9 protein-coding genes, 1 pseudogene and 1 other annotated feature are annotated in these 15,432 nt (G+C 32.5%); of the genes and pseudogenes, 6 read left to right on the top strand and 4 right to left on the bottom strand.

Features of this window, described 5'->3' with window-relative positions; all coding sequences use genetic code 11:
- Positions 1–221 precede the first annotated feature (221 nt).
- On the top strand, positions 222–2,723 hold the full coding sequence (gene secA, locus KPL51_RS05375) for a preprotein translocase subunit SecA (protein ID WP_216158240.1): 2,502 nt from the start codon (positions 222–224) through the stop codon (positions 2,721–2,723).
- 150 nt (positions 2,724–2,873) lie between these two features.
- Positions 2,874–3,981, top strand: a protein-coding gene (prfB, locus tag KPL51_RS05370) for a peptide chain release factor 2 (RefSeq protein WP_216158238.1) whose coding sequence is annotated in 2 segments (ribosomal slippage) — positions 2,874–2,951 and positions 2,953–3,981 — 1,107 coding nt in all. Because the reading frame shifts where the segments join, the coding sequence is not laid out codon by codon here.
- A gap of 103 nt (positions 3,982–4,084) precedes the next feature.
- Here prfB and KPL51_RS05365 read toward each other — a convergent pair.
- Together KPL51_RS05365 and dhaS are read right to left on the bottom strand one after the other, a co-directional pair.
- The gene (locus KPL51_RS05365; protein ID WP_216158236.1) at positions 4,085–5,092 is read right to left on the bottom strand and encodes a YeiH family protein; all 1,008 of its coding nucleotides are present in this window, start codon (positions 5,090–5,092) and stop codon (positions 4,085–4,087) included.
- A gap of 374 nt (positions 5,093–5,466) precedes the next feature.
- Positions 5,467–6,042 (bottom strand): dihydroxyacetone kinase transcriptional activator DhaS, encoded by a 576-nt coding sequence (gene dhaS, locus KPL51_RS05360; protein WP_216158234.1) that lies wholly within the window; start codon positions 6,040–6,042, stop codon positions 5,467–5,469.
- A gap of 301 nt (positions 6,043–6,343) precedes the next feature.
- Here dhaS and KPL51_RS05355 point away from each other — a divergent pair, with 301 nt between their 5' ends.
- Positions 6,344–8,041 carry a methyl-accepting chemotaxis protein gene (locus KPL51_RS05355; RefSeq protein ID WP_216158232.1) on the top strand — a complete coding sequence of 566 codons (1,698 nt, stop codon included), beginning with the start codon at positions 6,344–6,346 and terminating at the stop codon, positions 8,039–8,041.
- Positions 8,042–8,122: 81 nt separating this feature from the next.
- Here the strand turns inward: KPL51_RS05355 and KPL51_RS05350 are convergent, their stop codons facing one another.
- Both KPL51_RS05350 and proS read right to left on the bottom strand, forming a co-directional pair.
- Positions 8,123–9,121 carry an ornithine cyclodeaminase family protein gene (locus KPL51_RS05350; protein WP_376770075.1) on the bottom strand — a complete coding sequence of 333 codons (999 nt, stop codon included), beginning with the start codon at positions 9,119–9,121 and terminating at the stop codon, positions 8,123–8,125.
- A 15-nt stretch (positions 9,122–9,136) separates the two neighbouring features.
- Complete coding sequence (proS, locus tag KPL51_RS05345) at positions 9,137–10,573, bottom strand: proline--tRNA ligase (RefSeq protein ID WP_216158230.1); 1,437 nt, start codon at positions 10,571–10,573, stop codon at positions 9,137–9,139.
- Between the two features lie 61 nt (positions 10,574–10,634).
- Positions 10,635–10,854 (bottom strand) — a binding site (T-box leader).
- A gap of 285 nt (positions 10,855–11,139) precedes the next feature.
- Here proS and KPL51_RS05340 point away from each other — a divergent pair.
- From KPL51_RS05340 to KPL51_RS05330, 3 genes and pseudogenes are all read left to right on the top strand, one after another.
- Entirely contained in the window at positions 11,140–12,936 is a 1,797-nt protein-coding gene (locus KPL51_RS05340; RefSeq protein ID WP_224853927.1) for a sigma-54-dependent Fis family transcriptional regulator, read from the top strand.
- A 278-nt stretch (positions 12,937–13,214) separates the two neighbouring features.
- The gene (prdC, locus tag KPL51_RS05335; protein ID WP_216158228.1) at positions 13,215–14,519 is read left to right on the top strand and encodes a proline reductase-associated electron transfer protein PrdC; all 1,305 of its coding nucleotides are present in this window, start codon (positions 13,215–13,217) and stop codon (positions 14,517–14,519) included.
- A gap of 66 nt (positions 14,520–14,585) precedes the next feature.
- Positions 14,586–15,432: pseudogene (locus tag KPL51_RS05330) on the top strand (D-proline reductase (dithiol) proprotein PrdA); the annotation flags it as partial.

Below are 15,432 nucleotides of genomic sequence, written 5' to 3'. Positions count from 1 at the left end.
TAAAGTAAGATTATCTTTACTTTAGTCCTTTTTTATCTTTGAGGATAAAATTTGTATTCTAGACAATATGACAATAGATGATTATTCATAATTAACTTGATAATTAACAAATCATATAAGTTGAATAGCGACAAATTAAGTGGTATACTTTATATTGTATATTTAGGAATTATTAAATTGTATATTAAGAATTATTAAAACGAATAGTGAGGATGAAAAATATGAAATTTTTTGATAAAATGTTTGGTAGTTATAGTGATAGAGAAATAAAAAGAATAATTTCAACTGTGGATAAGATAGAAGAATTAGACCCTAAAATGACTAGTTTAAGTGATGAGGAACTTAAGGCTAAAACAGAGGAATTTAAGGCTAGGCTAAATAAGGGAGAGACTTTGGATGATATATTACCTGAAGCCTTTGCAGTAGTTAGAGAAGCTTCATGGAGAGTTCTTAACATGAAGCATTTTAGAGTACAACTAATAGGTGGTATAATACTACACCAAGGAAGAATAACGGAAATGAAAACTGGTGAAGGAAAGACCTTAGTGGCTACTCTTCCATCATATTTGAATGCACTATCAGGAGAAGGTGTTCACGTAGTTACAGTTAATGACTATCTTGCAAAAAGAGATAGCATAGAGATGGGGAAAATACACGAATTTTTAGGCCTTTCTGTGGGTGTAATTATTCATGATATAGATCAAACTCAAAGACATGCGGCTTATGATTCAGATATAACCTACGGAACAAATAATGAATTTGGATTTGATTATTTAAGAGATAACATGTGCGTTTATAAAGAGGAGAGAGTTCAAAGAAAATTAAACTTTGTAATCGTGGATGAGGTTGATTCCATATTAATAGATGAAGCGAGAACTCCACTTATAATATCTGGAGAAGGAGAAAAATCTACAGATTTTTATAAAGTAGCAGATTATTTTGTTAAGGGACTAGTGAAAGAAGAAGATTATACTATAGATGAAAAAGCGAGTGCTGTTATAATGTCTGATGCTGGTATTGATAAGGCAGAAAAATATTTTCATTTAGAAAATTATGCTGATGCAGCAAATATGACTGTACAGCACCATGTAGTTCAAGCACTAAAAGCAAACTATATTATGAGAAAAGATAAAGACTATATGGATAAAGATGGAGAGGTTATAATTGTAGATGAGTTTACTGGAAGACTTATGGAAGGAAGAAGATATAGTGATGGGCTTCATCAAGCTATTGAAGCAAAAGAGGGCGTGAAAATTGAAAAAGAATCAAAAACTCTTGCTACAATTACCTTCCAAAACTATTTTAGAATGTATAATAAATTATCAGGTATGACTGGTACCGCACTTACAGAAGAAAATGAATTTAGAGAAATATACGGACTAGATGTATTAGTAATCCCTACAAATAGACCACTTACAAGGCTTGATAATGCAGATTTAGTATATAAAACTGTTAAGGGAAAATATAAAGCTATAGTGGATGAAATAGTTGAGACTTATAAGGTTAAGCAACCGGTTCTTGTAGGTACTGTTAGTATAGAAAAATCAGAATTATTATCTGAGATGCTTAAAAGAAAAGGAATTCCCCATCAAGTACTTAATGCTAAATATCATGAAAAAGAAGCAGAAATAATAGCTCATGCTGGCGCACTTGGTATGGTTACCATTGCAACTAATATGGCGGGTCGTGGTACAGATATTAAGCTTGAAGAAGGCGTTGTTGAATCTGGAGGACTTAAGATAATTGGAACTGAAAGACATGAATCTAGGCGTATTGATAATCAGCTGAGAGGACGTTCTGGTCGTCAAGGTGACATAGGAAGCTCAAGATTTTACATATCACTGGAAGATGACTTAATGAGAATATTTGGTTCTGAAAGGCTTCAAGGAGTGGTAGAAAAATTAGGATTAACTGATGAGGATGCTATTGAAAGTAAAATGGTAAGTGGAGCTATAGAAAGTGCTCAAAAGAAAGTTGAAGGAAATAACTTTGATATAAGAAAAAATGTTGTTCAATATGATGATGTAATGAACCAACAAAGGGAAATAATTTATAGACAAAGAACAGAAGTTCTTCAGGGAGAAAATATAAAAGGTCAAGTTGAAGAGATGATGAAAGATGTTATTTTTTCTGCAGTTGCGTCTCACATTAGTGGTGCAGAGGAAACTTTTGATGAGGAATTAGTAAAACTTATAAATTATCTTGAACCAATATACCTTCCAAAGGGTATGGTTTCAATAGAAGAACTTTCTAAAACATCTAATGAGGAAATTAAAACTACTCTTTTAGATATAGCCGAAAAAATGTATGCACAGAAAGAAGAACACTTTGGTGAGGAACAAATGAGAGAAGTTGAAAGGGTTATTCTTTTAAGAGTTGTAGATAGCAAATGGATGGACCATATTGATGATATGGAGCATTTAAAGCAAGGTATAGGACTTAGAGCATATAAGCAACAGGATCCTTCACAAGCTTACCAAATGGAAGGTAGCGATATGTTTGCTGAAATGATTGATAATATAAAGACAGAAACTGTTAAATACTTATTCCACGTGCAAATAGAAAAAGCTCCTGAAAGAGAAATGGTTGCAAAAATTACATCAACTAATCATGATGATTCCGTTAAACAAGAGCCAACTACAAAAGAAGTTAAACCAGGAAGAAATGATGATTGCCCTTGTGGTTCAGGGAAAAAATATAAAAACTGCTGCGGTAGGGGTTAATAATTATTAGTCGCCCCAGAGAAGGTTAAAGGGGATAACAATTAATAATTGTTATCTGACCCAGAGAATGGCAAATGGGTTAATAATTTAAAGGGGTGGCAATTAATTCTTGCGTGCCCCTTTTTAAGTATAATGAAAGAGGTGTAATAATTGATAGTACAAATGGAAGAAATAACAAGTGAACTAAATGTAATAAAAGTTAATGCGGAAGAAATAAGGGTGTCTCTTTGACCTAGCAACACTAGAAAAAGAGTTAAAAGAGTTTGAGTTTAAAATGCAGGAACCTAGCTTTTGGGAGGATACTTACCTAGCACAAGAAATATCTCAGAAATCTAAGGGAATTAAAGATAGAATTGATAGGTTTAATTTAGTGGTTAGTAAGATAGAGGATTTAGAAGTACTCGCTTTATTAAGTGAGGAGGAAGATGATGATTCCTCTGTAGAAGAAATAAAAAGCGAATTAAAAGATTTAGCCCATGATACTGATAGGTTCAGGATAGAAATTTTACTGTCTGGAAAATATGACATAAATAATGCCATTCTAACACTTCACACCGGTGCAGGTGGAAGTGATGCTCAAGATTGGACAGAAATGCTTTATAGGATGTACTCAAGGTGGTGCGAAAAGAAGGGATATAATGTAGAAGTTTTAGATTATCAACCCTCTGATGAAGCAGGTATTAAAGCGGTTACATTAAAAATAACTGGCGAGTTTGCCTATGGATATTTAAAGGCTGAAAAGGGTGTGCACAGGCTTGTAAGAATTTCACCCTTTAATGCAAATGGTAAGAGGCAAACTTCTTTTGCTTCTTGTGAAGTGCTACCAGAGCTAACGGAAAGTCAAGATATTGATATAAGGCCTGATGACCTTAGGATAGATACATTTAGGTCGGGTGGTGCTGGAGGACAACATGTAAATAAAACTGAGTCAGCCATAAGAATTACTCATATACCTACTGGTATAGTAGTTCAATGTCAAAATGAGAGAAGTCAGCATAGCAATAAACAAACTGCAATGAAGATGCTTATGGCAAAACTTCTAGATTTAAAGGAAAGAGCTCATAAGGATAGAATTGAAGACTTAACTGGAGATCTAAAAGATAATGGCTGGGGAAGTCAAATCAGATCTTATGTATTTCATCCATATAACTTAGTTAAAGACCATAGGACTAATACAGAAATGGGAAATGTAGATGCAGTTATGGACGGTGATATTGATATTTTCATTGAGGAGTATCTTAGGAAAAGTAATAAATAGCTCTAGGTACCTTTAGATAAAGCAAACAAAAAATCCAATAGAATAATTTTCTGTTGGATTTTTTTGTTTGCTTTATATGAAACCCTTAGCAACTTTAAATATTTTACATTTGCTTTGTTATAACTTGCACAGCTATACTAATAATTGCAACTGTAAACCAGACTATAAGACCAAGAAAGATAGGCTTAACACCATTTTTCATCATCTTTTTAAAGTCTGAAGAGAGTCCAATAGCGGAAAGAGCCATTACTATCATAAATTTACCTAGTGTATTTATGTATGAAATGCTGTTTCCTTTAAATAGTCCTAAAGTATTTAATAGTGAAGCTACTAAAAACCATAATATAAACCAAGGGAATATTTTTTTAAAACTAAAGTTAACTGTTGTATCCACTTTTGATTCTTTCTTCTTTTTTATAGCGACCACAATACTAAATATAATTGATATGGGTATAATTAAAGTAGCTCTTGTAAGTTTAACTATGGTAGCATATGCTCCCGCCGCATTGCTGAAAGCATACCCCGCAGCCACTACAGAAGAAGTGTCATTAATAGCAGTACCGGCCCAAAGCCCAAAGGCTTTATCAGAGAAATGAAGTAAATGGCCAAGGGGTGGGAAAATAAGAACTGCAATAATATTAAATAGGAATATAGTAGAAATGGAGTATGCTATTTCCATTTCGTCGGCTTCTATTATAGGAGCAATTGCAGCAATTGCTGATCCTCCACATATGGCAGTACCTACACCGATTAAGGTTTTTAGCTTTGAGGGAATGCCTAATAATTTTCCAAAGCCATAAGCTGATATAAAAGCTGCAGATAAGGTAAAAACTGTGACAGATAATGAGTCTATGCCTGTTTGTAACACCGTAGTTAAACTTAATCCCGCACCAAGCACAATTATTGACCATTGAAGTATTTTTTTAGAAGTAAATCCTATTCCTTTTAAAGTATTTTTTGGCTTCCCAAATACATTATTTATAATAATTCCAATGATGATACCAAATACAGGACCGCCAACTATTGGTAGAAGATTTCCTAGCAATGTAGCAATAAATGCTAGAATAAATGAAAATAATATTCCTTGAATATTTTGTTTAAACCAATTCATAATAAAGTCTCCTCATCTTTTATGTTTGTCACTAGGATTTTGTTTTAATGATATTTCATCTCCAAAGACGATGATTTAATTGCTTGTATTAATTTCCGCAGTGTTAATATTAGGCTTTTTATTATACTATAATGAAGAGGAGTAGTCCTGCTATTAATGGATATCCAAGAAATATACCTTTAAGAACACTAAAAATTAAAAGCGCAAATGTACCAATAAGAGCTATAATTAAGTCCAAAAGACATCACCTACTTAAAATTATTTTATTTCAAGTCTTTAAATATATCATCTACTATTATACCAAAAATAGACTTAAAAAGATTATATCAAAAATAATTTGATACAATCTTTTAGTCAGCCTATAATAATTATGTTTAATTTTTTTTGTGATAAGTAGAATACCTGGTTAAAGCACCTAACATACTGCCTTCAACCATATCATTTAAATCACCTACTACTTTTTTTGGGGGCTCTTTCATGTTATTTTTTATCCATTGTATGGTTATACCTACAAAAGCATAAGTATAAAAATCTGCAATAAAGTTTTTATCTGTGTCTGAAACTTTTATTCCAGTGGAAATATCATTTATAACTCCCATAATAAGATCGTAGGTTTTTTCAAAAAGAAATCCATCGAATGCATTTTGGCCTGGGGTACTAAGGGCATTAATATAAAAGGATTTATTATCCATAAAATATATCAAGGTTTTATACATCTCATCAGTCCAGTGACCATACTTTATAGAATTATCTATATTTTCTATAGCCTCAGTATAATAAATCCAGTTTACAAGATCGAATTTATCTTTGAAATGGTAGTAAAAAGTTTGTCTATTAATGCCACAGTTATCCACAATTTGATGAATTGACAGTTTAGCTAAGGGGATTGTTTCCATTAATTTCTTAATTGATTGAGCGAGAGCTTTTTTTGTTATCTGTGATTCTGACATTAAATTCACCTACAAACATAATTATTAATAAAAGATAATAGTAGAAAGGCTATTTTAAGTGTATTAACTTTTATTAATACGATTATAACAAAAAGTGTAATAGCATTCAACAGAAAGGATAAATGAATCCATAAAGTAAAAGATTATATCCACATCTTGTGTTTTATTTATATTGAGAAGGAATTTTATACTATTGTGTAGAAGAAATAGATTAGGAAGAAAGTTGTTATCTTATTATGATATTTTAGTGATGACAAAATAATTAATAAAAGAATAAAAATGTAACACGGGGGGATTAATAATGAAAAGAAAAACAGTAGGGTTAAGTATATTATTTTTTCTATTTTTTGCTACAATTTTCAATGTGATATTTTCAAATTTAGCATCCAAATCGTTTAAGAGAGTCTTTTTACAGGCCAATATACCTAGTAAGGACTTGGAAATTATTTCGTCAAATATAAATAGCATTTATACAAAATATAATGTAGGATTGAGTTTGGTCTTTAGCATTGTGCTATTTTGTACTATTTTAATATTGATTGTAAATATATCCCGGTCGATGAAAACTATAAATAAGCAAACTAAAAAATTAGCTGAAGGTCAATTTACTGTTAAGGTAAAAGCCAATGGAATGGGTGAAGCCATTGCTACGAATATTAATGAAATAGTGAAAAATACAAGGAAGGTTTTGTGCGAAGTTATGGGGGTTTCTCAGATAAATAGAGATCTGGCGGATACACTTCATAGTAGTGCAGAACAAACAGAAGTAACAGCAAATGAAATAGCAAATGCTATTGGAGAGGTAGCAATTGGAGCTACTACTCAATCAGAAGCTTCCATTTCTACGAAAGAAAATACTGAAAATATGTGGAAAAATGCAGATAAGATCTCTAAATTTTCAGAAAATACAAAGGATATTGCTAAAAATATGATTCAGGCAATTGAGGAAAATACTGAGATATTCGCGAAATTCAGCAGTAAAATGGGGGATACAGCCGAGTCTAATTCCAAATTAGCTTATACAATTCAGACATTGCAAGATGAGGTTCATAAGATTAATACTATTATTCAAGTTGTTACAGATATTAGTGAGAGAACAAATTTGCTTGCATTAAACGCTGCAATAGAAGCGGCTAGAGCGGGAGAGCAAGGTAGAGGATTTGCGGTAGTGGCCGATGAAGTTCGAAAACTTGCAGAGCAATCCTCAAGTTCGGTTGGTGATATAGGGAAAATAACCACAAACCTTATTGATAAAATTTCTGTGATAAGTATAGAAGCTAAAGAAGAAGTAAAGAAAATCGCAGAAAACATTGGACTTATAGAACAAGCAAAGGGGTCGTTTGACAAAGTAATTCATTCAACAAAATTAACATATGATGCAGTAGATGAGATATCTATACTAGCAGTAGAGACTGCAAAAGAAGCAGAGAATGTAAATGAACTTATGGATAAGATAAGTTCAATTACACAACAGTCTTTAGCTATAACTGAGGAAGTTTCAGCAGCAGCGCAAGAACAAACTGCAACAATGCATAATATGTCTAATGTAGTAGAGAAAATGAATAGAACTGCAGATGAAATTGATGGTCAATTAAAGAATTTTACTAATAAAATTACTTTAGGAGAAAAAGAAAAAGATATAATAAAAGAAGGGATAGATATATTGAATTCAATTGCGAAAGAATTAAGTACAAAGGGTTATTCAATCGAGCATACTTCTGAACTATTGAAGGATAGAAAAAAATCACATAATGGATTTGAGTATATTGGGGTTATAGATTCGGAAGGAAATATGAAATTTGCTACAGAACCTATATCTAAGGATAACAATAATTACTCCTTTAGGCCATATTTTAGGGCGTCAGTAGCGGGGAGTGAATTTAGTAGCGAACCCTATATATCTAATGTTTCTTATAATTATTGTATTGCTATATCTGTACCGTTTAAAGATAGTAATGGTAGAATAAATGGAGTTGTTATGGCTGACATTTGTATATAAAATTAATATAAAATGTAATTTGGTTATAAAGAAATGTAAATAAAAATCGCCTCGCTTTTTTACAAGTGAGGCGATTTTTACTCAAAATTTAGTTTCTGTACCAATTCCGAGTGAAACTGCTTTTTTATAAATAGCATCTGCGGTAATTATGTCTTGTATTGCAATGCCCACGGTTTTGAAAATAATAATTTCTTCTTCGTTTTTTCTGCCCTTGAGTTTTCCTAAAAGGACGTCTCCAAGCTCACCAGAAATTTTGTCTTTTCCAATAAGACCTTTGTCAAGGGGTATAATTAAATCACCAGCTTCAACTAAAACGGAATCTAGTGAATCTACAAAAATAGAATTTGCATTGCATACGGTGAATTCGTCTATTTCTTGCATAAATGGTGTATAGGACCCTACTCCACTTATTAGAGCACCCTTTTTTACAAGTGTACCATCAAAAACAGGTGTCTTTGAAGAAGTAACTACAGTAATGATATCTGCGTCCACTACTGCTTCATTAGGATGCTCTACCGCAATAATATTTGTTCCAAAATGACCATATAGCTTTCGCATATTTTCCGCAAATATAATTGTTTTTTTGTAATTTAATCCAGAGATTTTTAAAACTTCTAAATGCCTTGAAGTAAGCATCGCCTCTAATTGAGAAGATGCTTGACCTCCAGTTCCTACTAAAGCACCGATCTTTGCACCTTTTCTAGCTAATAAATCACAGGCTGCACCTGTAGCTGCTCCAGTGCGAAGTTGGGTTAGGTAAGTTCCATCAAGCAGGCAACATACTTCACCAGTGATAGCATCTAGAAGAATCATAGTTGCAGAAACAACACTCTTATTTTTCTCAACATTTTTGGGGAATACAGAAACAATTTTTATTCCTAAACTATTCATAACCTCACAATAGGCTGGCATAAATAAGGTTTGACCTTGCACAGGAGGTACGTTTATATTTGTTCTTAAAGGTACCGTGCTTTTTCCACTAGAATACATGGAAAAAGCCAATTTGACTGCCTCTATTGCATTTTTCATGGAAAAGCTGTTTATGATATCTTCTTTTGTTAATGATAAAATAGCACACACACCCTTTAACTAATTTTAATAAGCTCTTCCCCAAGTAACCATAGATTTAGCTGGTTTTCCACAACATAAACAAACTCCTTTGTCCTCTGGTTGTTCGAAAGGTATACATCTAGAAGATGCACCGGCAACTTCTTTAACTTTTTCTTCACAAGTGAGTTCCCCGCACCATGGAGCATTAACAAAGCCTAAAGTCTTATCTAGGATTTCTTTTACTTCTTCAACGGTGTTTGCACTAAAGGTTTTCTTGTTTTGTATACTTCTAGCTTTTTCAAGTAAGGATTTTTGAATATCTGCTAAAATCTCTGTAACCTTTGTTTCTAGTTCAATCATTGGAACAATAATTTTTTCTCTAGTATCACGTCTAACTAAAACTACTTGATTCTTTTCTATATCTTTTGGTCCAACTTCAAGCCTTAGTGGAACACCTTTCATTTCATATTGACTAAATTTCCAACCGGCCATTTTGTCGCTGGTATCCATTTTTACCCTAGCTATTTTTGACAATGTGTTTTTAAGTTCTGTAGCTTTTTCAATTACACCTTCCTTATGCTGTGCAATTGGAATTATGATAAGTTGAATAGGAGCGATAGCTGGTGGTAATACTAAACCACTATCATCACCATGAACCATGATTATAGCACCTATAATTCTAGTGCTCATTCCCCAAGAAGTTTGGTGAACATATTCAAGTTTACCTGTTTTATCAGTATATTGAATGTTGAAGGCTCTAGCAAAGCCATCTCCAAAGTTATGAGAAGTTCCACATTGCAGTGCCTTCCCATCATGCATTAGACTTTCAATTGTGTAAGTGTGTTTTGCACCAGCAAATTTTTCCTTATCTGTCTTTTGACCTTTTATAACTGGAATTGCAAGGGTATCTTCACAAAAAGTTGCATATACATTAAGCATTTTAAGGGTTTCTTCTTGAGAACCTTCCGCAGTTGCATGAGCGGTATGTCCTTCTTGCCATAAAAACTCTAAAGTTCTAAGAAAAGGTCTTGTAGTTTTTTCCCATCTTACTACAGAACACCATTGATTATATAATTTAGGAAGGTCATTGTAAGATTGAATTATCTTCGCATAATGATCGCAAAATAATGTTTCAGAAGTAGGTCTAACGCATAGTCTTTCTTGTAATAGTTCGTCACCACCATGTGTTACCCAAGCAACCTCTGGTGCAAAGCCTTTAACGTGGTCTGCTTCTTTTTGTAGAAGACTTTCAGGAATGAACATTGGCATATATACATTTTCGTGGTCTGTGTCTTTAAACATTTGATCTAATGTTTTTTGAATGTTTTCCCAGATAGCATAACCGTAAGGTCTAATTACCATGCAACCTCTAGTGCTTGCATAATCTGCAAGTTCGGCTTTTTTTACAATGTCTGTATACCACTGTGCAAAGTCCTCGTCCATAGCTGTAATAGATTCTACTAATTTCTTATTTTTTTCCATAATTATTCTCCTCTCATTTGATAAAATTTATAAAATTGAATACAAAAAAAACTCCATCCCGAAAAGGGACCGAGCATTATCGGTGGTACCACCCTAGTTGATATAGTAAAATATCCACTCAGTTTCTATATAACGGTAGAAAGCCGCTGTAACTTACTGCAAAAAAACATTTCGTACAGAACTCCAAGGTGGGTTCAAAATGATCTTTTAAAAATCTTACACCAATGATTTTCTCGCTGTGAAAAGACTCCATTTTTACTAATCCTTTTCTTTGAATTGGGTATATTCACTTTTAATGACAGTTTAATTTATACTTTAAAATTAATCATAGAATAAAAATAATAATATGTCAAGACTATTTTTATATTAATTAGAAATTTTAAAATTTAAGTATAAATTTTATTAAAATATATTTAAATAAGCGTATGTAAAGCTAAAAATAGAGAAAAATATTTAGAAAAAGAGAGAACAAGGATATTTTATATATAATTAAAGGGTTCTCTTTGTTATTTAAAAAAAAGCAAGTATAATGAAATTAGTAGAGAAATAATAAAGAAGGTGAAAAATTGGTAATTGCAGAATTATTCTATAATGTTAAAGAAATAATGAATAAAAAGTTTATAAAAATTAAGGCAAATGAAAGCATTAATGATGCTTTAAATAAAATGATCGAAGCAAACAAAGATGAAGTTCTATTAGTAGACCAGGCAGGGATTCTAATTGGAGTTTTTACTAAAAAAGATATAGCTAAAATTAAAAAAAATAAAAATGTATCTTTTGAAGAAAAAGTAATAAAATATGTGAACAGAAATGTGGTTACAATAGATATGAATGCTTCTGCTAGAGCTGCAAGAAATTTAATGATAGAAAATGGAATAGGAAGATTGCCAGTAATTGAAAATAATGTAATTAGAGGCATAATTACTAGCAATAATATAAGAGATACTTTTTATCTCAAGCTAGATGAAATGTTCGATCTTCAAAATAATATAATCGATAATTTACATGAAGCAGTATGTATTTGTAGTGATGTGGGAATAGTAAACTATTGGAATAAAAGTGCGGAACAACTCTATGGTGTAAAGGCTGAAAAAATAATTGGAAAACATATTGATTATTATTTTCCTAATGCATTAATTATAAAAACTTTAAAGGATGGTAAAAGAAGGGATAATATAGAAAATGAGCCTGTTAGAGGTAAATTTGTTATTTTAAGCACGGTGCCAATATATAATGGGGCCGGGAAATTAGTAGCTGTAGTATCTACAGATAGAGACGTGACGGAAGTGACAAGACTGGCAAATCAATTAGAAACAGAAAGAAAGAAAGTTAAATTATTGGAGCTTGCTTATAAAAGGGAAATTGCTGCAAACTATAATTTCTCTTCCGTTGTAGGCAAAAATAAAAAGATTATTGAAGCTATTGCAATGTCACAAAAGGTAGCACAAAGTTCTGCTAGTATACTAATTACTGGTGAAAGTGGTACCGGAAAAGAGGTTTTTGCAAAAGCAATTCATGAGGCTAGCGGGAGAACGGGGAATTTTGTAGCAGTTAATTGTAGTGCAATTCCAGAACAATTGATTGAAAGTGAAGTTTTTGGATATGTGGAGGGCGCTTTTACAGGAGCTATTAGAAGGGGTAAAATAGGAAAATTCGAATTAGCTAACAATGGCACATTGTTTTTAGATGAAATTGGGGATATGCCACTAGAAATGCAAGTGAAGTTTCTAAGGGTACTGCAAGATGGCATAGTATACCGATTAGGAAGTGAGAAGGGGGTTATTACAGATACAAGGATTATAGCGGCTACCAATAGGAATTTAAATGATTTAATTAAAGAAAAAAAATTTAGAGATGATTTATATTATAGGTTCGCTGTTGTTCAAATTGAATTACCACCACTTAGAGAGCGAAAAGAAGATATAAAAGAATTGGCGGATTTATTTATAAATCAAATAGCTAAAAAAGAAAATATAGACATAAATAGTATAGATGAAAGAATATATCCACTACTTTTTAAGTGCAAATGGGAAGGGAATATTCGAGAACTGAAAAACGTAATACAAAGGATGATCGTACTTTCAAATGAAGGGGAAATAACATTAGATACTCTTCCAGAATATATTTTGAATAATGGAGAGGTCAAAAAGGAGGTTCCCTTAGAGGGAAAAGATAATGAAGTTTTAGAGCAAGATCAAAATAAATATGATTTGGTGAAAATTTTGCAACGCGTAGAAAAAAGTACCATAGTAGAAGTGTTATTATCCGTGGGTGGAAACAAACAGAAGGCTGCAAAGATATTGAATTTAAAGCGAAGCACTTTGTATTATAAATTAAATCAATATGGCCTTTTAGAAAAATAAAACCACAGTGTCAGAAAGTTGACTATTTTGTCTAATTTCTGACACTAATAGTGTGCCTGTAAACCTTACCAATGGTTATTTATAGTAATAAAATAAAAAAATGGTGTCAAAAAAGCATACACATTTTTGGTTTTAAAAAACAAGAATGTGTATTGAAAATAGATATAGACTGGCAAAGCAGTATTTGCAACATCTATAGATGAATTGTGATAACAGTAAGAAATTGGCACGAAAATTGCGTATATTTAAAGTAAGAGAAATAACATGGAGGTGGTTTTATGTCAACGACCTATAAATTTCCTCTTAAAATGCATGTAGGTGCACCTTCTACTGCAATTGTAAAAGAAGGGCAAATTATAAAAAGAGGAGAATGTATTGCAAACCCAGAGGGATGTGGTGCTAAAATTCATTCTAGTGTTACTGGGAAAGTATCTAAAATTACAGAAAATGAAATCTTTATTTTAGCCGATGACAATCAAAGTATGGAATACATAAAAATCAAAAAATGTTTAAAGATAGAAGACACAGCATATGAAGCAGGTATCGTTGGTGCAGGTGGGGCTGGATTTCCTACTCATATTAAATTAAAATCACAGATTCCAGACGGATATGTAATTGCAAATTGTGTTGAATGTGAACCAGCTTTACATCACAATATGAAAGTATTAGAAAATAACCCACAAATTGTAATTAAAGGACTAAGATATGCTATGAGTGCAATAGGAGCTCAAAAGGGCTATATTGCGATTAAAGCAAAAAATAAAAATGCCATTGCATCACTTAAAAAAGCACTCTCTACAGCTTTAGATATAGAAGTGAAAGAGTTAAGAGACATGTATCCAATGGGCGAGGAAAGAGCAATGATTCATGAAATATTTGGGACCTGGCTTAATCCTGACCAGTTACCTTTGGAGGCAAAATGTGTTGTTTTAAATGGAGAAACTTTAGAAAATCTAACAAATGCTATAGAAGAAGGAAAACCAGTAATAGATAAAGATGTTACAATAGTTGGAAAGCTAAAAGGTGGAAATGGAAGTCATGTTTTCTTACAAGTGCCTGTAGGAACTTCAGTTAAAGAATTAATTGAAAAAGCTGGCGGTATTGATGGAGCATATGGGGAAATAATAATTGGTGGACCTTATACAGGTAAATCTGAAGATATAGAAAGTGCAGTAGTTACAAAGACTTCAGGCGGTGCAATTGTTACCATACCACTTCCCAAATATGAAGGGCCAATAGGAGTACTTGTATGTGCTTGTGCTGCAGATGAAGCGAGACTTAGAGATGTTGCAGAAAAAATGCATTCAAAAGTAGTTGGAGTAGCAAATTGCAAGAATATAGTTAAGGTAAGAGGTTTAAATAAATGCTTAACCCCGGGACATTGTCCAGGTCAAGCAGAGGCTATTCTTTACCTTAAAAAACAAGGTTCCAAAAGAATATTAATAGCAAATTGTAGTGACTGCTCAAATACAGTAATGTGTATTGCTCCGAAAATGGGCATTCCAGTATACCATCATACAGATCATGTATTTAGAACTATAGATTATCCGCTTACAAGAAGACTACCAATGGAAGAAAAATAAAAATACTAGGAGGAAAACAATTAATGATTGTTTTCTACTCCAGAGAAATACGAGGAGGTTATGTTCATGTCAATGAGTGATGAACACGCAGCAGAATTTAAAAATGAAGTCGCAGTTGTATGTTGTAGAACAGAAGAAGGAACAATTCTTACTGCAGCTAATTTAGAAGATCCAACAATATTTCCAGATTTAGTGGATTCAGGGTTATTAAAAATACCTGCAAATTGTTTAAAGGTAGGCCAGGTTATAGGGGCAAAACTTACTAAGACAATTGATTCATTAGTACCACTAACACCAGAAATAGTAGAGGGTGTAATTGCTATTGCAGAGGACAAGAAAGCAGTAGAATTAACCCAGGGCGATGAAAAGGCAGTATTAAAAGATAATAAAAGTGCAGGAGATGTTATTGCCGCTGAAGATTTAGAAAACCCAATGAATTTTGACAAATTACAAGACTCTTTGCTTATAAAATTGGATGAAACAGTTTTAAGTAGAAGCGAAGTAGTTGGAGCAACTTTAAAAGTAGAAGCAGTTGCTTTAACTCCTATAACGAAAGGTATGTTAGAAGGATTTAAGGAGGAAGTATCTAAGAAGACTGAAGTGCCAGTAATGTCATCTGTTGTAAATGGTGGAATATTAAAGATTAAAATAGCAGAAGGTAAAGGGATTGATATAGAAATTCCTCTTAATTCATTTAATCAAAATACAGCTCAAGCTGTGGAAACAGTAAAAACAGCAACTGCTGGAATGGCTGTAGCTAAAGAAGCTATAAAAGAAAATAACATTCCAGAAGTAAAATTTGAAGACAAAGTTGTAAGAGAGCTTGTGAAAAAGCACTTTAAGATAGAAGAAGTTAAATTTGGACCTGAAACGAAAATTGAAGGAACAGTGCTTTATATTAGAGAAAATATCT

Source organism: Clostridium bowmanii (assembly GCF_018861315.1).
In the GTDB taxonomy this organism is placed as follows: domain Bacteria; phylum Bacillota; class Clostridia; order Clostridiales; family Clostridiaceae; genus Clostridium_AD; species Clostridium_AD bowmanii.
Note: the sequence above shows the minus strand (reverse complement) of the source record. Positions and strands in the feature narration are given on the sequence as shown.

Excerpts from the sequence above, each read along its gene's own strand:
- secA (WP_216158240.1), top strand. The coding sequence starts at position 222 with ATGAAATTTTTTGATAAAATGTTTGGTAGTTATAGTGATAGAGAAATA.
- KPL51_RS05365 (WP_216158236.1), bottom strand. The coding sequence starts at position 5,092 with ATGAATTGGTTTAAACAAAATATTCAAGGAATATTATTTTCATTTATT.
- dhaS (WP_216158234.1), bottom strand. The coding sequence starts at position 6,042 with ATGTCAGAATCACAGATAACAAAAAAAGCTCTCGCTCAATCAATTAAG.
- KPL51_RS05355 (WP_216158232.1), top strand. The coding sequence starts at position 6,344 with ATGAAAAGAAAAACAGTAGGGTTAAGTATATTATTTTTTCTATTTTTT.
- proS (WP_216158230.1), bottom strand. The coding sequence starts at position 10,573 with ATGGAAAAAAATAAGAAATTAGTAGAATCTATTACAGCTATGGACGAG.
- prdC (WP_216158228.1), top strand. The coding sequence starts at position 13,215 with ATGTCAACGACCTATAAATTTCCTCTTAAAATGCATGTAGGTGCACCT.